This is a genomic window from Desulfosporosinus nitroreducens, assembly GCF_023897015.1.
GTDB classification, from domain to species: domain Bacteria; phylum Bacillota; class Desulfitobacteriia; order Desulfitobacteriales; family Desulfitobacteriaceae; genus Desulfosporosinus; species Desulfosporosinus nitroreducens.
This window is the reverse complement of the sequence record NZ_JAMHFY010000042.1, coordinates 1-26,411: the sequence shown is the minus strand read 5'-3', so window position 1 is coordinate 26,411 and position 26,411 is coordinate 1. Positions and strand designations below refer to the sequence as shown.

The following is a 26,411-nucleotide window of genomic DNA, read 5'->3' as shown; positions in this document are numbered from 1 at the left end:
ATATACTTGATGAAACTGGGGTTATTTGTGTGCGAATGAAGGGATTTTCATCGAGGGTTTTGGAAGGAGCAGGGGTTCATGCAGGGTCTCCGGAAAGATCTGAGGTTCTGATGCTCCACCCTTGTTGGAAAGAACAAGCAGCTATTCGGGAGAATGCAGATCCTGACTATGTGCAGCAACTAGTGATACTCTGTGAGCCAGGTGAAGTTACTAGAGAAAGCATTGAAACCCGAATGAAGGGAGTACACTGCCTTATCTTGCAATCTGGACAGAAAGAAATTCATAAACGGTTCGAAGTTTATACTGCTCAGATATTTGAAAAAATCCAGAGCATTCTCAAAGACAAACTAAAAGGACAGGTATTAGTTCAGATTGTAGTTTCCATGCAAGGGGAGCAGCAGATTTTCTCTGGGCTTTCTGGGCTGCTGAAAACTGCCCGGTTGGAGAACCCTAAACTCATAGGTCAGGTAATTGAAGTAGATTTCGGAAAAGACCTGGAAGAAATCATAGAAAAACTGAAGGAAAACGGCAGGTGTCCCTTAAACCACTGGATCCGGTACCAGGATGACAAACGGTGGGTTGATGGCTGGAGTGAAGTGGAGGATTCCCAGGAAATAGTAAGAATCCCTTGGAAAGATCAGGGGATTTACCTTATCACAGGAGGGGCGGGCGGCCTAGGGCTGATTTTTGCCAAAGAAATATCACAACGGGTTAAAGGTGTAATTTTGATTCTGGCAGGCAGGTCGCCGTTAAGTAAGGACAAACAAGTTCAGTTGAAAGAATTGGAAGCATTAGGTGCACGGGTTGAATACAGACAAGTCGATGTGACCCGGAAGGAGGAATCAGTCGGCTTAATCAAGAGTATTTGTGAAGATTTTGGAGGCCTTAACGGTATTATCCACAGTGCTGGTGTGATTAGGGACAACTTCATTATCAAAAAAACAAAAGAAGAGTTGCAGGAAGTCATAGCTCCTAAGATAACCGGACTAGTAACTCTGGATGAAGCGAGCAAGGACCTGAGTCTTGACTTCTTCATTTTCTTTTCCTCTATTGCGGGGGCTATAGGTAATCCTGGTCAGGCAGACTACGCTACTGCAAATGCCTTTATGGATGCCTATGCTAAATACCGTAATACTTTGGTTACATCAAAACAACGTTATGGTCAAACGCTATCGGTTAACTGGCCACTATGGAAAGATGGTGGGATGCATGTTGATGAAGAAACTGAGAAGCTGATGAAGCAAAGCATGGGTATGATTGCGATGCAGACTTCAACTGGGATACGGGCTTTGTACCAGAGCTTGGCTTCAGGACAGGACCAGGTGATGGTTCTGGAAGGAGACCTAAAACGACTCCGTACTGTACATTTAGTGCAACTATTCAGTGCAGAAATCTCAAATACAGCTGATGCAGAGGAAGATAAATTAGCTTTAGTCATTACACGTGCCTTGCTTCAGGAAAAAGCAACAAATTATTTTAAAAATTTGCTTTCTACCGTTATTCAACTTCCAGCCAATCGAATCGAAGAGGATGCCTCACTAGAAAAATACGGAATTGACTCAACTATGGTCATGCAAATGACCAATCAATTAGAAAAAACGTTCGGCTCGCTGCCTAAAACATTGTTTTTTGAATATCAGAACATTCAGGAGTTAACTGGATATTTCATGGAATCCTACCGGGACCAACTAACAGAATTATTGGGAATTGAGGAGAAAGCGGCAGTGGTCTATGGCGATTCTAAAGATTCTGCTGTTGTGGTAGAACCTGTAGAAGGAAAATTCAGTAGCCATAGGCACCAACGTTTTGTGAATTTGCGTGCAGAGTTACAGGAGAAAAATGAAAAGGAAGCCTTGGACATTGCCGTCATTGGTGTTTCTGGACGATATCCTAAAGCGAATAATATTCAAGAGTTTTGGGAGAACTTACGGGATGGCATAGATTGTATTACAGAAATTCCTGAAGAACGATGGGATCACAAGCAGTATTTTGATGAGAATAAAAACAAGTTCGGAAAAACCTACAGTAAGTGGGGCGGCTTTTTGGAAGGTGTAAGTCAGTTTGATCCTTTGTTTTTCAATATATCGCCCCGGGAAGCCGAAATGATGGATCCTCAGGAGCGCTTGTTTCTGGAATGTGTCTATGAAACCTTGGAGGATGCGGGATATACCCGGGAATCCCTTAGTTTGTACCATGGGTTTGGTTTGGAAGGCAATGTAGGAGTCTATGTGGGAGTGATGTACGAAGAGTACCAGCTTTATGGTGCTCAGCAACAGATATTGGGCAAGCCATATGCTATTGCTGGGAACCCGTCGTCGATCGCTAACCGAGTGTCTTATTTTTGTAACTTCCATGGACCCAGTATGGCTGTGGATACCATGTGTTCTTCTTCGATGACTGCTATCCATCTGGCCTGCCAGAGTTTAAAGCGAGGTGAATGTGAGCTTGCGATTGCGGGGGGGGTTAATGTATCCATTCATCCTAATAAATATTTATTACTCGGACAGGGGAATTTTGTATCAAGCAAAGGTCGATGTGAAAGCTTGGGGCAAGGTGGTGACGGCTATGTACCTGGAGAAGGCGTCGGTGCAGTGCTTCTCAAACCTCTATCTAAAGCTGTTGTCGATGGGGATCACATTTATGGGGTTATTAAAGCAAGTGTAATTAATCATGGTGGCAAAACCAACGGATATACAGTCCCAAACCCCAATGCTCAAGCTAGTGTTATAGGGCGAGCATTTACCGAAGCAAGAATAAATCCAAGAACAATCAGTTATATAGAAGCCCACGGTACAGGAACTTCCTTAGGAGACCCGATTGAAATCGCGGGTTTGAGTAAAGCCTTCCTGAACTACACTAGGGATAAACAGTTCTGTGCTATCGGGTCAGTGAAGTCAAATATTGGGCATTGTGAGAGTGCTGCTGGTATCTCGGGGGTAACGAAAGTATTACTACAGTTCAAATATGGACAGTTAGTGCCTTCACTTCATTCTAAGACACTGAATCCTAACATTGATTTTGTAAGTACTCCCTTTGTAGTCCAGCAGGAACTTACGGAATGGAAACGGCCATTCATTGAAAGCAAGGAAATACCTAGACGTGCTGGAGTGAGTAGCTTTGGAGCAGGTGGTTCCAATGCCCATGTAGTGATTGAAGAATACATACCCGAGAATCGGGAACGGCCTACCATTACTACTCAAAACCCTGCCGTAATTGTGTTGTCAGCTAGAAATGAAGAGCGACTCCGTGAGCATGCACGGCAATTGTTGGTTGCTATTAGAGAGCAACAATTCTCTGATGAGAGCTTATCTGATATGGCATACACTCTCCAAATAGGCCGGGAAGCTATGGAAGAACGTATGGGCATTATTGTGGGATCCATCAGAGAGTTGGAAGAAAAACTGAAGGGTTATGTAGAAGGCCACGAAGAGATTGAGAATCTATTTTGGGGTCAGGTCAAACGCAATAAAGAAGCCTTTTCTGTTTTTGCGGCGGATGAAGATATGGTAAAGACTATCGATGCATGGGTAGCTAAGAAAAAATATACAAAACTTCTAGATACTTGGGTCAAGGGTTTGAATATTAACTGGAAGGGATTACATGGTGAGAAAAAACTCCGACGAATCAGCTTACCTACTTATCCGTTTGCCAGAGAGCACTATTGGATTCCTGAAGTTAAGGCCCAAGCTGTTGATAGTAGTACAATTGCGGCATCGGCCAACGTTGACATTTCGGCAGAAAGTCACTCTGTGGAGCGAATAGTGTATTTTCTGAAAAAGCAATGGGAATTATGTTTAATCGCTTCAACCAGGGAAGTGAATCGAACTATTGCCATCCTAGCGACACAAGAAACCAATGATCTGGCGGTTCGGGTTTCTAAGCATTTCCCGGAGAGTCACATTTTGGATATCTATGATCTTAAGTCACAACTCGAACAACCTGAACACAACTGGAAATCTTATGATGGATGTATTGATCTAACAGGGTGTGGAATTAATGAAAATGAGTCGATAGACTGGATTCCATGGCTCCAGAAATTAATAGAATATGGACATCGAGAAGGTTTGATGTTGCTTTGTGTCACAAAAGGATTGGAGTCGTATCAAAATACTATCATTAATGTATCTGGTGCTGTTCATGCTGGATTGTATCGGATGTTGCAAAGTGAGTATAGTCATTTGCGGTCACGCCATATGGATGCAGATCCACGTAGTGATGATGGGAAACTAGCCGAACAGATAGCTTATGAGTTTGCAGTGGATAGCGATGATGCAGAAATTTGTTACCGGAATGGAAAAAGTTATCGGGCATTTTTTGAGGAACTGCAGGAATGCAGTGATAATGACTCGATTTTAGCATTTCCTGAGGACCATGTGCTATGGATTACTGGGGGGACACGGGGACTTGGACTTCTATGTGCTCAACATTTTGTAACGCATTATGGTGTTAAGAGACTAGTACTTACAGGACGGGAAACAATACCCCCACGTGATCAATGGGATTCATATATGCATCATAATACTTCAATCACACAAAAAATTAAGGCAATACAGGCTTTGGAAGAGCATGGGGTACATGTGCATGTTCTTCCAGTTCTATTGACTGATGGGAATGCATTGCAACAGAGTCTGCAAAATATAAAAGATACCGTAGGACCTATTGGAGGGGTTATTCATTGTGCAGGTTTGGGCGATTCTGAAAATCCTGCATTTATCCGGAAATCTCTCCACGGAATCCAACGTGTGTTAAGTCCCAAGGTTGACGGGCTTGATGTAATGTATCAAAGTTTTAAAAATGAGCCTTTGCAGTTCTTTGTGTTGTTTTCATCTGTATCGGCAATTATCCCTACTTTGGCTTCGGGACAAAGTGATTATGCAATGGCTAATGCTTATATGGATTATGTAGCAGAAGCTGAAATAGATAACTGTCCGATTGTTAGCATTCAGTGGCCAAGTTGGAAAGAGACAGGGATGGGAGAGGTTAAAAGCAGCGCATATCAGCAAACGGGTCTTCAAAGCCTTACAAATGCAGAAGGTTTACAGCTGTTGGATCGAATTATTAAGGGGAAGATAGGTCCCGTAGTCTTGCCTGCAGTGGTCAATCCGAACTTGTGGAAACAGCGTCAACTTATGCAACGTACAATTAAAGAGGTTTCGACAAAGAGTGTACAAACTCGAAGTGCTGTCATTACGGAGTCTGTAAAATCAACAGATACCCTTCTGATTGCAACTCAGGAATGGCTCAAAAAGCTATTCTCTGATGAGTTAAAGATTAATCCATCTGAGCTGGATATGGACACTCCATTTCAAGATTTCGGCTTAGATTCTATTTTAATAGTGCAGGTGATCATCAAGATAGAACAAGAATTAAAAACTGTAGCTTTGGAACCTTGGGTGCTTATAGAATATCCTACAATTAAAAGTTTGGCTGTATATATTACTCGAAAGTCATCTGAAGTATTAACATCCTTATTTAATATTAATACTTCAGATAAGGAAAATGAAACTCAAATTAACTATGACATACCCGTCATATCATTCGCATTACCTAAGGAAGAAGGAAGAAAATCACAAGAAGAGAAGACCTTGAAGGAAAAAATTGCAGTGATTGGGATGGCTTGTCATTTTCCGGATTCAATAAATATAAATGAATTTTGGGAGAATCTGAAGTCGGGAAGAGATTGCATTCGTGAGGTGCCAAAATCTCGATGGGATTTGGAAAAGTATTATGATTTCCATGGATACAAGGAAGGAAAAAGTGTGAGTAAATGGGGGGCTTTCATAGAGGGAATTGAGGAATTCGACCCAGGATATTTTAAGATATCTGAATCTTTAGCCCCGCAAATCGATCCGCTCCAACGGCAGTGGTTAGAAGTAAGTGCCGAAGCTTTGGCAGATGCTGGCTATGAAAAAAAAGATCTTTGGGGAAAGCGGATAGGAGTTTTTGCAGGTGCAAGATCAGGTAATTTTGCTAATAAGTTAAGTGGGGCTGACAAAGATAGAATCATAGGAATAGGACAGAATTTTATATCAGCCCATTTAGCACACGTATATAATTTTAAAGGCCCTAATATGGTCATAGATACAGCCTGTTCTAGTTCCTTAAGCGCTATTCATCTGGCTGTACAAAGCATTCAGAGGGGGGAGTGTGAGGCTGCATTGGCTGGGGGGGTTGAGATTCTACTAGACGAAAATGTGTATTGTTCCCTAAGTGCAGCGAAAGTATTATCACCTGACGGACGGTGTAAAACTTTTGATGCCGAGGCTAACGGAATAGGATTAGGAGAAGGATGTGGAATATTATTGTTAAAACCTCTCCGAAAAGCTATTCAAGATAATGATAAAATCTATGGCGTTATTGATGGTTCAGCGATAAATAATGATGGTAACACAATGGGAACAACAACACCAAATCCTGAGGCTCAGCAGGAACTTATTGAAGCTGCTATTGCCAATGCGGATATTGACCCTACAACTATAAGCTATGTTGAAGCACACGGGACAGGTACCCTGATTGGCGACCCTATTGAATTAAAAGGATTAACTAGAATATTTTTGAATCATTCTTCGAAAAAACAATTATGTGGAGTAGGTAGTTTAAAAAGCAACATTGGACATTTGCTCAGTGCTGCAGGTGCTGCTAGCATCATAAAAGTGTTACTGTCGCTCATCCATCGGGAAATACCACCAACATTGCATTGCAATAATCCTAATCCGCGTTTCAACTTTGAGGATTCACCTCTTTATATCGTACAAAGCTTAAAAAAATGGACAAGTGAAACCCATGTTCTTCGAGCAGGAATTAGTGCGTTCGGATTAGGAGGCAATAATGCGCATGTCATTGTCAGTAATGAAGGAATACCAATTGAACAGAGAGCAACACTTAAACCGAAGGGAAACATAGTGGTGTTCAACCGGAAACCTTACTGGCCTAAAGAAATTGAAACCAACAATACAGGAAATAACATGATGCAGGAAGATATTTTAGATTCAATGCATCATGAGGTTAACCAATTTATGGAGCTATTTCAAATTAAGGAGATGTAAGATGAAATGGATATAGAGAATAGTAAGACATTTTCTCAAATAATCAGCAATTCCAATTTCATTGTTCGAGATCATCTTGTTCATGGCGTTCGTACACTTCCGGGCGTTACTCTGCTAGATATGATATACCGCTTGTCAGCGGCATATCTGGGAACAGAAGCTATTGAATTAAAAAGGATTCTGTTCAAACAGCCTGTAGTTACGTCAGAACATTTTGATAAAAATGTTTTTGTTACATTTACACCTCAAGACCTAAGTTGGAAAGTTACTATTACCAGCCAAAGCATTAAAAACGATACGATTGTGGATAATATGGTTGATGAGAACCTGGAATGTCAAGTTTTTTTGAAAGAATATAAAGAAACCGGTAAGGAACTTGATGTTTGCTCATTTATGAATAATTCAGAGCGTAAATGGGATATGGATGATATTTATAGCCTAGCACGAAAGGTAGATATTAATCACTTTGAATTTATGAAAACATTAGGAACAGTATATCAGCAAAATGATAAAGAATTAATGGAACTACATTTAACTAAATTGGCGGAGAGTTACAGGGATAAGTTTTATGCGCATCCTGCTTTTCTCGACGGATCGACTTTTGCTGGGTCTTCCTTCCGATTAAATGGTTTAAAGCCGTACACGTTTCGTTATAAAGCACCATACATACCGTTAATGATCGAACGGTTTTGTATACACCAGCCACTTCCACAAGTCATTTATGCCTACTCCCAAAAGAAAGATGCTTTTACGGATAGTATATCTGAATTACCGGATATACTATCAACCAATATAATAATTTATAATGAGTTGGGTGAAGTGTTAGTTGAGTTTGATAATTTAACTACAAAGCGAATCAGAGATCCGTATTATGTGAAAAAATTGGTTAAACAAAATAATAACGAAAATATGCAGCAATCAGTAAGGATAGAATCTGCACGCTTATCTGCTTACAATGTTGAAAATGATAAGAAACATCCGGAAGTGTTAAAAAATACTGAGCCTAAATGTAACTCGGAACACATTATTGCATCTTATTTGCAAAAAGAGATTGGAAAAGTATTAGGAAAGAGATCTTGTGAAATTGATGTAAATACTGGTTTTTATGATTTGGGATTAGATTCGACTCAATTACTGAATCTAGTTAAAGAGCTGGAACTAAAACTTAATAAACAGCTTTATCCCACGTTGCTATTTGAATATTCTACGATTAAACGTCTGTCCGACTATCTTATGGAGAATTATGAAAGAGTCGATTTAAGTTGTAATCAGCAGGGCAATACATGTGTACAAGAAAGCATGATTATGCAGAGTCCTAATATTGTTAATGTCGATGTAACTAGAAAAATACTTTTGTTTGAATCTGTCTGGAATAGACATAACATTATTGCAAGCCAAGTTATGACTCCTAGCCAACATAACATAATGATTCTTTACGCAGGATCAACTACTCTACAAGCATCTGTGCAACATGCAGAAATCTTAACCCTGGATCCTACTGAAGGAGATGCACCATATAGATTTGAGACCATATTCAAACAACTATTTGAAATTATTAAAGAACAATTAAGAAAAAAAGGGCAGGTGGAAGTACTAATCCAAGTTGTAGCAGATTCGGATACTGAAAATAATTATACTGATGCGTTTGGAGGACTATTGAAAACTGCACATTTGGAAAATCCAAAAATTCATGGACAAATTATTAAGATTGACCAGTTATATTCACAGTCAACTCTCACTGTTGCAGAACTACTTAGAGATGAAGCTCTTTCCTATGAAAAAGGTGTTGTAGAAATTCATTACAAGGGTGAACCATTGTATCGTTACATTAAACAACTGCAGAAGATAAACTTCGAATTAGCAAATATATTGCCAAGCTTCAAGGAAAACGGCGTATATGTAATTACGGGTGGACTAGGTGGCTTGGGTCTTATGGTTGCTAATCATATTGCTAGTCAAACTAAAACAAAGCTGGTGTTAATTGGTAGATCCAGGTTAAATACTGAAAAAGAAGAGAAGATACGAGAATTGATGCAAAAAGGTTCTGATGTATCATACTTTCAAGCTGATATAAGTGAAGAAAATGACATGATTAAAATATATAATGCAATAAAAGATAGGTTTGGAGCTATTGTAGGAATTTTCCATTGTGCGGGAGTATTAAAAGATCAGGCCATTATCCAAAAAAATCTATCAGATGTAAATGATGTATTTTGCCCTAAAGTTCAAGGCCTTTGGAACTTAGATAAAATTACAAAAAATGAAAAACTTGATTTTTTTGTAATATTTTCATCTATTTCTGCAATTATAGGAAGTTTAGGTCAGGCAGATTATGCAAGTGCAAACGCTTTTATGGATACATTTGCCGTATATCGTCAGGAAAAAGTTAAGAAAGGTAAGCGCTATGGGAAAACAATTACAATTAACTGGCCATTATGGTCTGAAGGTGGGATGCAGGTTGATGACGAGCTTCTAAAAATCATATATACAAACAGTGGTATGGATGCATTACCAACCCAGATAGGATTAAAACTTCTAGACTCTATCTTAAGTCATAACAGGTGCCATACTGTAGTTTTATATGGAGAAGAGAATAAGATACGTAACTATATCGGAACATACTTGGCTTCACAAGAAAAAGAAATAGAGAAAGATAGAAAAGGATTGCTGTATGCAAATCCTGTTACGGAACCCGAAAATAATACCTCCCATTCAAATGACGGTTTAAATGATATAGCAATAATAGGACTGTCAGGCCGCTATCCTGGGGCTAGAACCATAGAGCAATTCTATACAAATTTAAGGGAGGGCAAAGATTGCATCACCGGTTTCCCGAAAGACCGATGGAATGACTATCAATTTTCATTTGACATAGAACATTTCTATAAGTATGGAGGGTTTATTGATCAGATTGACCGGTTTGACCCAACGTTTTTCAATATATCTCCCCGTCAGGCGGAAATGATGGACCCTCAAGCACGATTATTTTTGGAAACAGCCTGGGAGGCGTGTGAGGATGCAGGATTTTACCAAGACAGAACAAAACACTACTATCCATCATCGGGTGATAATAGTGTAGGTGTATTTGCAGGAATATTTTGGAGCCATTACGAATTGTTTGCTGCAGAAATTACCCAACGTGGATTACCAATGGCTTTTGGAATAACCTCTGCATCCATACCAAACATGGTATCTTACTGTCTGAATTTTCATGGTCCGTCCATAGCTGTTGATACGATGTGCTCATCATCACTAACAGCTATGCATTTAGCTTTTGAAAGTATTCGAAAAGGTGAGTGTCACTATGCTATTGCTGGAGGGGTTAATCTTGTTACGCATCCTCATAAATATATCTTTCTCAAGCAATCCTCGTTCTTGTCATCCGAAGGGAAATGCCGGAGTTTTGGAGAAGGTGGAGATGGGTATGTCCCTGGTGAAGGTGTTGGAGCCATACTATTGACAACCCTGGAAAGGGCAGAAAGGGAAGGTTACCATATATATGGGATTATAAAAGGGTCAGCATTGAATCATGTTGGAAAAACATCAGGAGCGACTGTACCAGATCCTGTTGCTCAGTCTGAGGTCATAGCAGATGCTCTAAAAAAAGCAAGAATTGATCCCCGAACAATAAGTTATATTGAAGCTCACGGAACGGGCACATCTTTAGGAGATCCGATTGAGATTCAGGGGCTAAATCGGGCATTTGGTAAATGGACAAACGATAAACAGTTTTGTGCGATAGGCTCATCCAAATCCAACATAGGTCATTTGGAAGCTGCAGCAGGTATTGCCGGATTGACGAAAGTTTTGCTGCAATTAAAACATCAAGAACTTTTTCCTTCATTGCACTCTGAGAAATTGAACCCATATATTCCAATTAAGGATACACCATTTTACATCACAAATAGTCTTAGAAAATGGGAACAATCGCAAATTGAAATAAATGGGCAGAAAACCTCCTTCCCAAGGCGTGCCGGTCTAAGCTCTTTTGGAGCAAACGGAAGTAATGCCCATATCGTTATCGAAGAGTACCTACCGCAGAAAAGTGAGGTTGTAAAATTAACAACAAATGGTTCTGTAATTGTTCCACTTTCAGCTAAAAACGAAGAGAGCCTTAAGGCATATGCATACAATATGCTTGAATTTTTAAAGAAGGGTAAAGATACTCGAAAGGTTGATTTCAATAAGAAACTCGAAGAGACTGTTAGGAATGAAATTATTTACATTCTTTTGGGATTGATTGATGGCAAGATAGTTGATGCCAATCAAAACTTTTCCGAGTTGAATATCACATATGAACAGCTTACAGTGCTACATCGAATCATTCAGGATAAATGGGGAGTTGATATCCAACCCAATACTATCATTCAGTCTCAGACGCTTAATAACTTGGTATTTCAATTACTCGAACAAAATAAGACAGTGCTGAAAAATCAGCTTATTAATAAATCTCAAGTTAAAATGGAAAATCTAAATGATGTTAACTTGATAGAATTAGCCTACACTTTCCAGGTAGGACGCGAAGCGATGGCATGCAGGGCTGTTTTCATTGTCAAAAGTTTAGAAGAGCTCATCCGAAAACTGGAATTGTTTATTGACGGTAAGGAACAAATTGACGGATGCTTAATGGGGTCTATGAAAAAAGATAAGAGCTTAATAACTGTTATTACTTCAGATGAAGATATGGAAGAGGCTATTGATAAATGGATTATAAAGGGAAAAACTGAAAAATTGGCAGACCTTTGGGTAAAAGGTGTTAATATTGATTGGAACAAATTATACAAAGGTGTTAAACCTAAACGTATGAGCTTACCTACTTACCCTTTTGCTAGAGAACGATATTGGGTACCTGAGATTGACATAAAGACTGGTAGTTTAACAATGACTCCATTAGTAGATGCCATCATAGCTAATGGTTTTTCAGAGCAGCGAAAAATAAGCCTTCTTAAAAAACATTGGGAATTCTGTTCGGCGAATGAAACTAGGAGATTGAGTCGAACCATTGCTATATTATCAACACAGGAAACAAGGGAATTGGCAACTTCACTTTCCGGTCATTTACATAAAAGCATTATTATGGACGTTTGCGATTTAAAGACACAATTTCAGCTGCCGCAACAAGAATGGCAAAATTATGATGGTATCATAGATTTGGTTGGATACGGAAGAGAAAAAGACGAGTCACTGGAATGGGTTGAATGGCTTCAGCAATTGATTGAGAATGGGCATAAAGAGGGATTAATGATGCTATGTGTGACGAAAGGGCTGGAGTCATATCAAAATGACACCGTAAATTTGTCCGGGGCCTCCCGGGTTGGATTGTACCGTATGTTGCAAAGTGAGTATAGTCACCTGAAGTCACGGCATATGGATGCGGATCCGTCAATAGCTGATGAAGACCTTGTTCGGCAGATTGTATTTGAGCTTAATACAGACAGTGAGGAACCAGAAATTTGCTATCGGAATGAAAAACGTTATCGTGTCTTTCTAGAAGAACTGAAAGAAGGTGAGCTGGACAATCGAACCATAATCTTCCCCGAAAATCAGGTACTATGGATAACGGGTGGAACACGAGGTTTGGGATACTTATGTGCTCAGCATTTTGTAAGAAACTATGGAGTCAAGAGGTTGGTACTCACAGGAAAAGAGGCGCTGCCTCCTCGAGAACAATGGGATTCATACAAACATCAAAATACCTCCGTTGCTCTGAAAATACAAGCTATACAGGAGCTAGAAGTACAAGGTGTACAGGTTCAGGTGCTTTCTGTTCCATTGACTGACGAGCAAGCAATGCAACATTGCTTGCAGGATGTTAAAAGGGTTATGGGGCCTATCGGGGGGGTTATTCACTGTGCGGGTACGGCAGACCGGGAAAACCCTGCTTTCATCCGGAAGTCAATCGATGGTATCCAACAGATATTAGGACCGAAGGTAGTAGGGCTTGATGTACTTTATCAAAGTTTTAAAAATGAGCCTTTGCAGTTCTTTGTGTTGTTTTCATCTGTATCGGCAATTATCCCTACTTTAGCTTCGGGACAAAGTGATTATGCAATGGCTAATGCTTATATGGATTATGTAGCAGAAGCTGAAATAGATAACTGTCCGATTGTTAGCATTCAGTGGCCAAGTTGGAAAGAGACAGGGATGGGAGAGGTTAAAAGCAGCGCATATCAGCAAACGGGTCTTCAAAGCCTTACAAATGCAGAAGGTTTACAGCTGTTGGATCGAATTATTAAGGGGAAGATAGGTCCCGTAGTCTTGCCTGCAGTGATCAATCCGAACTTGTGGAAACAGCGTCAACTTATGCAACGTACAATTAAAGAGGTTTCGACAAAGAGTGTACAAACTCGAAGTGCTGTCATTACGGAGTCTGTAAAATCAACAGATACCCTCATGATTGCAACACATGAATGGCTCAAAAAGCTATTCTCAGATGAATTAAGGATGAATACCTCAAAGCTAGATACGGATGTGCCATTTGAAGACTATGGAGTTGACTCTATTATGTTGGCTCAAATCTCAAGGAAGATAAATCAACTACTCTCAGAGGACTTTGATCCCTCTATATTCTATGAATATTCAACTTTTGAGTCGTTAACGACATGGCTTGTAAGTACACATACTGCCACTTTATTCCAAGCCCTGTTGGCTTCGACGGCAGGACAGTCTTCTTCTTCTTCTCTAACGCAGGATTCATTACCTAGCTTACCTTCAAACACTTCACAGGGACAGGCATCAGTGCTAAGACTACAGAATCATGCACGTTATTGTAAAAGGCCATATTCAAAGGATATTGCGGTAATCGGAATGTCTTGCCGTTTTCCGGGAGCGAGCACGCTGGAAGAATACTGGACTTTATTATCCGAGGGACGATCGGCGATTCGACCTGTACCTCGGGAACGGTGGGGGTATTCGAGTAAATTTTATGCAGGATTACTCGATAGTATTACATACTTTGACCCGTCTTTTTTCCTTATTCATGAAGAAGATATAGAGGCTATGGATCCACAAGCTTTACTGGTACTACAGGAAGCTCTCATGCTTTTGTGCAATGCGGGGTATCACCAACAGGAAATCAAAGGGAAGTCTGTGGGCGTCTATCTTGGCGGTCGAAGTCAACATCTGCCGGATGAGTCGGTTCTTTGTCAAGCACGGAATCCGATTATGACAGTGGGGCAAAACTATTTAGCGGCTAATGTTTCCCAATATTTTGATCTTCGAGGGCCGAGTATGGTTGTGGATACAGCTTGTTCATCTGCATTAGTTTGTATGCACATGGCGATACAGACATTGTGTACTGGAGAAATTGATTCCGCGATGGTTGGGGGAGTGAGCCAGTTAACCACAGATAGAATTCATCGAATATTTGAGCAACGGGGGATTTTAAATAATGAACCATTTTTTCATATTTTTGATAAACGTGCTAACGGGATGGTTTTGGGAGAAGGTGTAGGTATGGTTCTACTAAAGACGGTTGAGCAGGCTCTTGCAGACGGAGATCATATTTATGCAGTGATTAATTCAATAGCCGTTAATAATGACGGACGAACAGCAGGTCCGGCAACTCCTAATATCCAAGCTCATAAAGAACTTATGCTAACTGCTCTGGGAAGAAGCGGAAGGGATCCACATGAAATTAGCTATATAGAAACGAATGGTTCGGGTTCTGAGGTTACTGATTTGCTTGAACTTAAAGCAATTCAATCCATATACCGTTCGTCTAGTACTGCTCCGTGTGGATTAGGGTCGATTAAGCCTAATATTGGGCATCCATTATGTGCCGAAGGAATTGCAAGTTTTATTAAGGTAGTACTGATGATGCAGCATAGGAAGTTAGTTCCGTTTTTATCCGGGAATCAGCCTATGACGCATTACAATATGGAGTCGTCCCCCTTTTATTTTAGTAGAGAACTCACTGATTGGGAACATGCACCACGGATTGCAGCGATAAACTGTTTTGCGGATGGAGGTACCAATGCCCATCTGATTATTGAAGATTGGGTGAACCAAGCTTCACATGATGCAATAAGGAGCCCTATACCCCCTCCTAATTTGAAACGATCTGGCTCTAAAATACCTTCTAGCGGGATTCATATATATGATCCTTTAGACAATAAAGTTGTAACAGGGGAGATGTTTTGGGAGACCTTCAAGTAAGGTATTCCTGTAGTATCTAGATAATTATGTCACGCTCAGTTACGAAACAGAGTATTCAGGAAACTATCAGTATTTATAATGGACCAGTACTTCGAACAATTTTGGGTATAAACAAAGATAAAATGGGTCGGGATAATCACAAAGACACTGTTAAGAGGAAAGACTGGAATTTAGAATTATGCAGGTGTACAGTAATCTGATGGAATTTGTATATAAACACCAGAGAAGTGAAAGCAACTACAGTATATAAATGGAAGAATAACTGATCATTGAAAATTGAAAAAGGTGCAGTAGGTAGGAAGGCTTTAACACTCGAAAATGAGTGTTAAAGCTGGATATATATCTGCATGGAGTGATGTATCTTTGAGTTCTTAACCCATTTGAAAAAGAAATGAAGGCTGCAAGATACATTACAAGTAATGACTTTAAAGAGTCTAGGTGCTTGTATTCTATGACACGTACACGTGGATTTGCAAAATAGTAATGCTTGCAAAGGTTGCATACACATGAAACGCCAATTTTTAAAATAACTCCAGATGTCCTGTCATTACGATGGATACGCTGAAATGAATTAATTTATAAGCTAAACACAAAGCCATTTGGCCTTTTGTATAGATAGAAAAGCGATGGCGTTTATAATTAGTAACTCCCTTGTCGTTTGTCAAAGCAATACAGGTAATCACAAAGGTTTTGTGGACGTCAATGCCACAACAAATTTGATGGACAATTTTCAAAGCCATAGGAGAATATCCCTTCTTAGATTTGAAGGGATAGGCAGCATTGACTAATTGCCTAGCGATAAACGAGTAATGTTTATACAAAGATAAGTCTGCGTGCAAAATCGCACTTATTTGTGCTTGGAAAGACAATCTACATATATATTTATGCGGTCACTCCGTGCTTGGAGTAGCCCACTCACCTCCCCGTGATCTGTAGTTAACTGCTATCCCTATTTTTTTGTAGGATAAAAAAAAATAACGCTCAAAGCCAATACGTTTCATAACGTTTGTGCCTTGAGCGAAGCGAAAGGAATGGACATATTTATGATAAAAGGCCAATTTAACATGTCTTTAAATAATCCAACTATAAGGAATCATAAGGTTTATGGACAAGAAATATTACCGGGCTTAGCTTACATAGATCTAATATATCAAGTCTTTCGAAAAAATAATTATGATTATAACACACTTGAACTTCGCAACTTGATAATATATAACCCGCTCGTTGCGGGGCAAGACTATAGTATCATACTTAGTATACGGTGTTCTGAAACGAAAGAGGGACAGTGGCAGATTACTGTGGAGGGACAAGAACAGCACCAAGGAAATCCATCTTTGGATAAGAAATGTTATGCTACTGCTGAAATGTATCGAGGGGAGCCTGTGATATTTGAAGAAACGTTAGATCTTAACCTCATAAAACAATCTGCAAAAAGAATTGTATACTTAGACCAAGTCTATGAACAATGCCAGCACCGAGAATTGGTTCATACTGGATTTATGAAAGCGGAAGGAAAGGTTTATGATACAGGTGCGGCCATTATCATGGATATTTCTATTGGTCAAGATGCTCTGCCAAGTGCAGCAGGGCTAATGTTTCACCCTACTCTCATTGATGGTAGCGGCATAGGTGCAAGTGTGCTGCTTTCACCATTGGCCGATGAGGAACAACAATTATTTCTGCCTTTATTTTATGAATCCTTTCGTGCTTCGGCTCTTTTACAAAAACAATGTGTGACCAGGATACAAGCATCATCTATACAACAGGAAAAAGAACTGTTATATTTGACGATGCAGTTTTTCAATGAATATGGTCAGAAAGTAGGAGAATTGAAAAATTTCGCTAGTAAATTAGTTCGAGGGGCCGAATTGATCAATCCTGACAGAAAGAAAATCATACAACTAGAGAAGAGTGTACAACCTGTTCCAGAATATGAATATGATTCTTCCTTGTCAAATTCTGTGCAACAATTTCTGATACAAGTGATTGCTTCAAAACTACATCAACCTGCTAATGAGATTAATTCAGGGATTGGATATTATGAAATGGGTCTCGATTCCCGTATGTTGTTAGAAGTAGTGAGTGTAATTGAAGCAAAACTTTCTATCCGGCTTACACCGATATTGTTGTTTGAGTATACCACTATCGCGGAATTGGCTGATTATTTATCAAAAACCTATCCCGAACGGTTTATGAAAGTTTGTGCTACAAGGCAATTATCTACTTTTAAGGAAGAAGAAATCTGTGTGCCACGAAGGGCATTTTCAGGAGGAGAACATGCTAGTGTGGCATCTGAAAGGGAAGGGGATATTGCCATAATTGGTATGGCAGGAAGATACCCGCAGGCGAGTAATCTCCAAGAATTCTGGACCAATTTACAGGAAGGGAAAGACTGTATCAGTGAAATCCCAAAATCCCGTTGGGATTGGCGGCGGCTGGAAGGATTAAAATCGCCTTCAGGGAAAAACATGTCGAAATGGGGGGGCTTCCTTGATAATGAGGCTTGCTTTGATCCCCAATTTTTCCGGATATCGCCTAGGGAAGCAGAGATGATGGACCCACAGGAACGTTTATTTTTGGAGACCTGCTGGGAAGCGATAGAAGATGCGGGATATACGCCAAAGACACTGGTTGCTCCACGGGGCCCGAATAAACGGCGACATGTGGGAGTATTTGTCGGAGTGATGCATAAAGATTATGCTCTGATCGGAGCTGAAGCCATATCCCGTGGACAGGCACTCCCTGTATCACTGAGTTCGACATCCATTGCCAACCGGGTTTCCTATTTCTGCTGTTTTCACGGCCCTAGCATAGCAGTTGATACGGCGTGTTCTTCTTCACTTACGGCCCTACATTTGGCTTTAGAGAGTATCAAGCGTGGGGAATGCGAGGTATCTCTGGTTGGGGGGGTGAATTTATCCTTGCATCTCAATAAATATCTGACTTATGGAATGATGGATATGCATTCCAGTGATGGGTATTGTCATTCCTTTGGTAAGGGGGGCGATGGCTATGTTTCAAGTGAAGGCGTAGGTGCTGTCCTGTTAAAGCCATTACACAAGGCTGTTCAAGACGGGGATCACATTTACGCGATTATTAAAGGCAGTGTCATCAATCATGTAGGAACCGTGAGTGGGATTACAGTTCCAAGTCCTGTAGCTCAGGCGGACATGATTGTAGAATGTCTCGAAAAAACAGGAATACATCCACGGACAATCAGCTATATCGAAACCCACGGTACAGGGACATCTCTAGGGGATCCCATTGAGATTCAAGGGTTGGTAAAAGCTTATTGCCAATATACACAGGATTTACAGTTTTGCTCTATTGGGTCGGTGAAGTCAAATATTGGTCATGCGGAATCTGCTGCAGGCATCAGCGGCTTGCATAAGGCCGTTCTTCAACTTTATAACAAAAGACTTGTGCCGTCCCTGCATTCGGAGGAATTAAACTCATATATTGATTTTAAGCAGTCTCCATTTTATGTACAACATAAAACAGAGGAGTGGAAACAGCCGGTTATTGTGGAGAATGGACAACAGGTGGTTTATCCCCGGCGGGCGGGATTAAGTTCTTTTGGAGCTACCGGATCGAATGCTCATGTTATACTAGAGGAATATATCCCGGAAATAATGAAAATACAAACTTCGGCCAAATATACCCAAGAAGCCGGACCTGTAATTATTCCCCTTTCTGCTATGAATAAGGAACGGTTGCAAGCCTATGCCCAAAAACTACTTGTGTTTCTGCAGAAGGGGACTGTAGATAAGTACCTTAACCAACGCAAAGAAGAGAGGAAAGCAGGAGTTCAGGAAGTGTTGAAGGCGAAGATCTGCAAGATCCTGGCAGATGTTATTTCTGTTAAAGAAGATGTAATTGAAGCAGATACTGAGTGGAATGAATACGGTGTAGAGCCCGTTCATATAGTGCAGGTGCGGGATATGATTCAAACCGAACTTATGGTTCCTATCAATGATTTGGACCAAAAGAGTTCCATTGCTTCAGTAGCAGCCTACATTATCAATAAGTACGGGGAAACATTAGAAACTCAAAATGGTTTAACTGCCCATTCTGAAATAGGGGTACAAGAAGAAACAGAAGAACTGAAAGCAATTCCATCTAATAATGAAAAGATTAATTTGTTAGAGCTTGCCTATACTTTGCAAAATGGGCGGGAAGCAATGGAGGAGCGAGTAGCTTTTCTGGTAATGGATATCTCAGAACTCATTGAGAAATTGGAAGTTTTCAGGGAAGGCAGGGAAGACGTTGATAATTGTTGGCAAGGATGTACAAAGAACGGCAAGGAGATCATAGACCTTTTAGGTTCAGACTCTCTGGAGTTAGTCCATAAATGGGTTGCAAAAGGCAGCATTCAAAAAATTGCAGAATTTTGGGTAAAAGGCTTGGAAATAGATTGGAATTTGTTATATGGGGATATTAAACCTCAACGAATCAGTTTACCTACATATCCGTTTGCTAGGGAACGTTATTGGATACCTGAGATAAATACTCAATCCGCTGACGTTTCAATAAGTTCATCTGTAGTAGCTGTCATTCATCCTTTGCTACACCAAAACACATCTAACTTTTCATTACAGCGTTTTACTGCCACTTTTACGGGCCAAGAATTTTTTCTGATCGATCATGTGATAAATGGTCAACGAGTTTTGCCAGGAGTAGCCTATCTAGAAATGGCACGGGCGGCAGTGGTTCAGGCAGCAGATGTTTTGGATAAAGGCCAATTTGAGATACAATTTAAGAATATTGTTTGCACTTATCCTATTTCTATTGAGAATCATGAAGTACAGGTACATATCATACTCAATCCTGAAGATAATGGTGAGATTGCCTTTAAAGTATATAGTGGAGCTATAGAACTGAACGGGAATTCTGTAGTTCATTGTCAAGGAAAAATAGTTTTGAGTCCGGTTACAGAGGATCTAAATTTAGATATTGAATCCTTACGGATTCAATATAATCAAAAGACTCTTTCGTCTACTCAATGTTACGAGAACTTTTATGAGGTTGGGATCGACTATGGTACTGCATATCAGGGGATTGAGAAGTTATATATGGGTTCAGGACAAGTGATGGTGAAGTTGTCTTTGCCTTCGTCCGTCTATACTACAAAGGATCAATTTGTCTTGCATCCTAGTTTAATGGCTTCAGTCTTGCAGGCAGCGGCATATGTAATGGTGGACTCAGACGAATCCATAATGTCTGCAAACATTGCCGCTATAAAACCGGCTCTACCCTTTACAATACAGGAACTAAGAATATTCAGTCATTGTACTAACAGCATGTGGGCAGTTATTAACATAAGTGATAGAAACAATGCTCGCGATCAAATAAAAAAAATGGATGTCGATCTGTGTGATGAAAAAGGTAGAATATGTGTGCAGATAAAGGGACTAGCGTGGGGGGTACCGGAAACTGAGATTCAAATTAATAATATATTAAAAGAAGTTCCATCCAAGAATGCTATTGAACACACTGCTGGAACTGTTATGCTATTACCCGTATGGGAAACAGTACAAATGGAAAAAAATTCAAACTTTCCGTCTCCTACAGATCGGATTTTGATTGTTGGAGGGGGTCAAGAAAACAGAATTTTACTTCAACAATTCTATACTGAAGCATGTGTCTTAGAAGTTCAGCCAAAGGATAGCATAGACGATATTAGGAAAAAATTAGAGGTTTACGGTGTTGATCATATTTTTTGGGTTGCTCCTTATAATCCTTTGTCATCCTTGACAGAGGAGTCATTCATCGAAGACCAAGAACAGGGGGTTCTTAAGGTTTTTAGAATGATTAAAGCTCTGTTAAGTTTGGGATATAGCTCAATTGAATTGGGTTTGACCGTAATTACTATACAAACTCAGCCTATTTATAAAGAAGATTTGGTTAATCCAACCCATGCGAGCATCCACGGATTAATCGGTTCGTTAGCTAAAGAATATCCAAACTGGAAGATTCGGCTCATAGATATGGAAGCTGGTTGTAATTGGCCGATTGCTGATATTGTTGCTCTGCCTTCAGATCGTCGTGGGCATCCTTGGGTTTATCGGAATCAACAGTGGTATCAACAACAATTGATTCCGTTTCAATGTCCTCCAATAATCCACATGTTATACAGAATCGGAGGCGTGTATGTAGTGATTGGAGGTGCCGGTGGTATAGGGGAAGACTGGAGTGAATACATGATTCGCACATATAATGCACAAATTATATGGATTGGCCGGAGACAAAAAGATGAAAATATCCAGAACAAGTTGGATAGACTTGCAGATATGGGGCCAGTACCTCACTATATTACAGCGGATGCAACTGATTTGGTGGCTTTACGCCAAGCCTATGAAGAGATTAAAAAGCAGTATTCACAAATTCATGGAGTGATCCATTCGGCAATGGTATTCTCAGGTGAAAGCCTAGCAAATATGGAGGAAATACAATTTAAAGCTGGACTCTCGGCTAAGGTAGAAGTAAGTGTACGTATAGAGCAGGTTTTTCAAAAGGAACCTCTGGATTTTGTAATGTTTTTCTCATCCATGATATCATTTATAAAAAATCCAAAACAGAGCCACTACGCTTCTGGGTGTGCTTTTAAAGATGCTTTTGCGTACTACCTCCGCCAGAAATGGCCATGTGCTGTGAAAGTGATGAATTGGGGATATTGGGCCAGCGATAAAGTTGCTGCCTTTGAAGATTTTAAACAACTATCTCAAATAGGTCTAGGACTTATTGAACCTAAAGATGGAATGCAGGCTTTAGAGTTGTTACTTAATGGACCAGTTAATCAAGTTGCTATGATGAAAACTACAAAACCATTAATTGTTGAAGGAATGAAACAAGACGAATTGATTACGGTTTATCAAGAAAAATTTTCGTCAAGTATTCAAAATATGCAAAAATATATACCAGAACGAGATTTACAGGACCTACGTATGAAATTAGAAGAAAATCAACAAATGGAAGAAATAAATGAGCTTCAATGTAAGTTACTATGGTGTCAATTGCGAAATATAGGATCGTTTAGCGAGAAAAAAACGGTCATAGCTGACCTTAAGACAAAAATCGGATTGTGCGATACGTATGACAGATGGCTTGAAGAAAGTATAGCGGTTTTGGTACGGAATAACTATCTCAGTTATGACGGAGTGACATGCTTTGTTATGGATTTAGACTCGTTTGATATAGCATCTGTATGGAAAGAATGGGAACAGAAAAAGGCCTTATGGCTGGAAAAATTAAACCTGAAAGCATGGGTAGTTTTGACTGAGACAATGTTGCGGGCTTTGCCGGAAATTCTAACAGGAAAAGTACTTGCCACTAATATAATGTTCCCCGATTCTTCCATGAAATTAGTTGAAGGGATTTACAAAAATAACATTGTTGCGGATTACTTTAATGACGTGCTTGCCAACATTGTGGTTGCTTATATTCAAGAACGGCTTGAACAAGATGTATCTGCGCAAATTCGAATTATTGAAATTGGTGCAGGTACTGGAGGGACCAGTACTATGGTCTTTAAAAAACTAATGCCGTACCAAGACAACATATATGAATACTGCTATACAGATGTCTCTAAAGTTTTCTTAATGTATGCTGAAAAGGAGTATGGACCAGAGAATCCTTACCTTACTTACCGAATTTTTAACGCGGAAGAGCCAGTTGTCGGACAGGGCATCGACGTAGGGGGATATGATATTATAATTGTAGCTAATGTATTGCATGCAACCAAAAATATCAAACATTCTATAAGAAACATAAAATCAGTCTTGCAAAGAAATGGTTTGATTTTATTAAATGAGATTAGTAGAAATTCCCTATTTACCCACCTGAGCTTTGGCCTCTTGGATGGGTGGTGGTTGTATGAAGACACATCACTGCGTATACCAGGTTGTCCTGGATTGTATCCTGAGACATGGAAAGAGGTGTTGGAAGGTGAAGGATTTCGGTCGGCATCTTTCCCAGCACAAGAAGCACATGACTTAGGTCAACAGATTATTGTTGCTGAGAGTGACGGGATTGTTAGACAAAAGCAACAGCTAAAACCTAATGTGGTTCTGTCGGAGAAAAAAAATGAGATGAAGGTTATGAAAGAACAAACTTCCAAGAAGGAACCTTCGGTGGCCCAGACAGAAGGAATAGTTGAAGATGTACTGCGGGAAAGAACTATGGATTATTTCAAAAAACTGGTTGGAGAAACACTTAAAATCCCGAGTCATAAGGTTGACTCATCCATGGAATTGGGCAAATATGGATTGGACTCTCTATTGATTATCCACCTGACCAATGCTTTACATGAAGTGTTTGATGATGTAAGCAGTACCTTGTTTTTCGAATATCATACCATTGATGCTTTAGTAGAATATTTTATACAAAACCGAAGAAATTCGTTAATCGAAATTTTAGGATTGAAAGGTACAGTTCAATAAAGTGTTTTCATACAAAATATACAGTTTCTTAGGTGTTTAAGAAATATATATTTTGTAATCATCAACAACTGCATAGTTCTAATTAGGGATTACTGAATAACCGTCAAATCTGCATGAGACTGGGGATTAAGGCCATTTTTATAGTTAATAATAATGCAAGAGAAACAATGAAAATGGTCGAAGAACCTTGCAGATAGGGGATGAAAATGTACCGAAAATCTACAGGTCAAATCAGCTTACCTGAAGACTTCAAATTTTTTGCGGGCGGCAAATTAGATGCAAATAACCGCCGCAAAATGGCCGATCGGATCCCATGGGATGTTGTTGTTGAAGATCGATATGCTGCACCTTTTCCGAAGCATACAGGAAATGTTGCCAAACCGGTCCGTATCACCTTGGGAGCCCTCATCATTAAGAAAAAGTGTGGCTTTCTAACTAAGAAACCGTACAACAAATCATGGGAATCCCTATTTGTAATACTCATCGGATTGGAGGAACTCTAAACCACCTCTCCGTTTGATTTATCCAGCATGGTCCATTTTCGTAAACGCCTCAACTCAAAGGTGATTGCTGAGCTCAATGAAGCTTTGTGCGAGGGGAAAAAGAGTGCGGGAAACTAGGATAAACATGATCAAAACAATCGACCTTCGAGCTCAGGTGGGCTGATAAAGGTTCACGATACGATCGGTATCCTGTGAATTTTTGTTTTGTACAACGCTGTCTGCTGGTCAACTAACTTTCTCAAACCCTTGTGGAATCTGGCTTTTCTTGATTTAGCAAGCCCTAATTATGAACTTGGGGAAACGTATCCGGGATCTTTCGTACCTATTTTTTGAAGCGGCGTTTTTAAATTGTACTATATTATAATTGAATTTAGCTTAGAATTCGAAATATGGGGTCTGTTCAGTTATCCCTAAAGTAACTTTTTATCAAAATGGGAGAGGCAGGACGCAGTATGGATATTGATGTTAATTATGAAGTGTATCTAATAAATACAATTTATTACAACTTTTCAAACTATTCTTATATTATTGTTAATAAAACAACTAAAGCTTCATTAATAGTTGACCCTGCATGGGATTTTAAAAAAATAACTGATAAAATTTATCAACTTGGTGCATATTTGACATCTATTGTATTGACACATTCACATATTGACCATGTGAATTTGGTGAATCCATTAATTAAGCAATTTAACCCTCGTGTTTATATGTCAGAATTAGAGATTAACTATTATGGGTTTAGATGCAGAAACTTATATGCGCTTAATGATATGGATAGGATCGATATCGGTGAAACGAAAGTATTGTGTTTATTGACTCCTGGGCATACAGCTGGTGGGATGTGCTATCTATTGCAGGACAGTTTGTTTTCAGGTGATACGATATTTTCCGAAGGTTGTGGTGTTTGTAATTTTAAAGGTGGGTCCGCAGAACAAATGTTTGAAAGTATTCAAAGAATCAAATTTATTGTACCTTCTGATATACGAATCTATCCGGGCCATTCTTATGGCAAAATGCCTGGCCAAACTTTAGAATATATAATGAAAGAAAATGTTTACTTTCAGATTAATAAAAAGAGTTTCTTCATTGATTTCAGGATGAGAGAGAATAAAAAAAGTACATTTGATTTCAAAAAATAGTATGATTGTACACTGCAAAGACCCTTTTTAAATTACCCAAATAAGAGGGAAAATAAATTTGATCAAACACTTAAAGGAATATACAGATGAAGTTCTGGATGAGTACGCATAATAATTAGGGCTTGCTAGCCAAACCCTGCTTTTTCTCTCAACTGACCAAAATCGAACCATTTCTTGCCCGACTATCCAAAACAAAATTTGGGCAAAAAGAACTCTGAGCTTGTACTCTAAGTTCATCACTAAAAATTTCATGGCAATCACACACTCTGTAGTTTCTTTAAATTTGGCAAAGATGCGAGCAAGCCCATATTTTCGTTTGCCTTCACCAAATTTACCTTCCACGGCATTGCGTTTTCTAGCGTCCTGTCGCTCGATTCTTTTTCAGCTTTCTTCATGAGGGCTTTGGTCTCCCCAGTTTTGGCTCGCGAGCCGGATGCCATGCTCTTTGCAGTATGACAAGTTGTCTCGGTTCCGGTAGATTCGGTCTGCTAGAATCGCTTCAGGATAACAACCATTGCGACGTTGTAACTCTCTACTGTCTCTTTCATTGTGCTGGCTTCGTTGTATGGATCCCATGACAGTTTTTCAATTCGGCTGTTTTACATTTTTGGGGATACGATTTTTCCGGAAAAACTATTGTACCGTTTTGCACGCACGAGGGAAGCCTTCTGGGGCGAAGCGTTACAGATATTGCAAAACTTTGCCCGCAGTCAACCCTTTTGGATGGTCTTGCAGTCCGGGGCAAAGACGTGAAAAAGGCACAAAATAAGGTATCCCAGTGGCTGCGTGAAATTGGAATGACAGAGTTAAAAAATTAAAAGTCTTAAAATACTTGACTTGGGAGTTAACTCCAGGTCTTATAATATCAATATAAATTTACGAGGAGGTTCTACTATGTTTAACTTTGACTTTTAGAGCCTGTTCAAAAAGCTCGTAATAACGGAAAAAATGAAAATGCACCGATGCGAAAAATGGTAAAATGGAAGTATCTCTCTAGGGCACGTGGAGACCTGTGTACTACTATATCACCAGGATTATACGGTAGGGGAAGGGGCAAGAAGGTTACGGTTGAAGTTGGGATTAATAAGTAAGTTTAATAATCCACTTTAAAAGGGCATCTGCTGGATC

General features: G+C 39.7%; 5 protein-coding genes and 3 pseudogenes. 6 read left to right on the top strand and 2 right to left on the bottom strand.

The window, feature by feature from the left end; genetic code table 11:
- Positions 1-35: 35 nt before the first annotated feature.
- Together M8E35_RS24685 and M8E35_RS24680 are read left to right on the top strand one after the other, a co-directional pair.
- Positions 36-7,046 carry an SDR family NAD(P)-dependent oxidoreductase gene (locus M8E35_RS24685; protein ID WP_252473638.1) on the top strand — a complete coding sequence of 2,337 codons (7,011 nt, stop codon included), beginning with the start codon at positions 36-38 and terminating at the stop codon, positions 7,044-7,046.
- 6 nt (positions 7,047-7,052) lie between these two features.
- Positions 7,053-15,203 (top strand): SDR family NAD(P)-dependent oxidoreductase, encoded by an 8,151-nt coding sequence (locus tag M8E35_RS24680; RefSeq protein ID WP_252473635.1) that lies wholly within the window; start codon positions 7,053-7,055, stop codon positions 15,201-15,203.
- Positions 15,204-15,805: 602 nt separating this feature from the next.
- Here M8E35_RS24680 and M8E35_RS24675 read toward each other — a convergent pair.
- A pseudogene (locus M8E35_RS24675) lies at positions 15,806-15,943 on the bottom strand (IS110 family RNA-guided transposase); the annotation flags it as partial.
- Positions 15,944-16,246: 303 nt separating this feature from the next.
- Here M8E35_RS24675 and M8E35_RS26630 point away from each other — a divergent pair.
- The 3 genes from M8E35_RS26630 to M8E35_RS24655 all read left to right on the top strand — a co-directional run bounded on the left by M8E35_RS26630 (position 16,247) and on the right by M8E35_RS24655 (position 25,283).
- Positions 16,247-23,641 carry an SDR family NAD(P)-dependent oxidoreductase gene (locus M8E35_RS26630; RefSeq protein WP_289711005.1) on the top strand — a complete coding sequence of 2,465 codons (7,395 nt, stop codon included), beginning with the start codon at positions 16,247-16,249 and terminating at the stop codon, positions 23,639-23,641.
- 206 nt (positions 23,642-23,847) lie between these two features.
- A complete protein-coding gene (locus tag M8E35_RS24660) occupies positions 23,848-24,144 on the top strand; it encodes a hypothetical protein (RefSeq protein WP_252473634.1) in 297 nt (98 codons plus the stop codon).
- A gap of 452 nt (positions 24,145-24,596) precedes the next feature.
- Positions 24,597-25,283, top strand: a complete 687-nt coding sequence (locus M8E35_RS24655; RefSeq protein ID WP_252473633.1) for an MBL fold metallo-hydrolase — start codon at positions 24,597-24,599, stop codon at positions 25,281-25,283.
- A gap of 186 nt (positions 25,284-25,469) precedes the next feature.
- Here the strand turns inward: M8E35_RS24655 and M8E35_RS24650 are convergent.
- A pseudogene (locus M8E35_RS24650) lies at positions 25,470-25,876 on the bottom strand (transposase); the annotation flags it as partial.
- A gap of 30 nt (positions 25,877-25,906) precedes the next feature.
- Between M8E35_RS24650 and M8E35_RS27090 the strand changes: the two are divergent.
- Positions 25,907-26,101, top strand: a pseudogene (locus M8E35_RS27090) (flavodoxin); the annotation flags it as partial.
- Positions 26,102-26,411: the final 310 nt, after the last annotated feature.

Bases quoted from the DNA above. Each gene is read 5' to 3' on its own strand.
- M8E35_RS26630 (WP_289711005.1), top strand. From the start codon at position 16,247: ATGATAAAAGGCCAATTTAACATGTCTTTAAATAATCCAACTATAAGG.
- M8E35_RS24685 (WP_252473638.1), top strand. From the start codon at position 36: ATGAAGGGATTTTCATCGAGGGTTTTGGAAGGAGCAGGGGTTCATGCA.
- M8E35_RS24655 (WP_252473633.1), top strand. From the start codon at position 24,597: ATGGATATTGATGTTAATTATGAAGTGTATCTAATAAATACAATTTAT.
- M8E35_RS24660 (WP_252473634.1), top strand. From the start codon at position 23,848: ATGTACCGAAAATCTACAGGTCAAATCAGCTTACCTGAAGACTTCAAA.
- M8E35_RS24680 (WP_252473635.1), top strand. From the start codon at position 7,053: ATGGATATAGAGAATAGTAAGACATTTTCTCAAATAATCAGCAATTCC.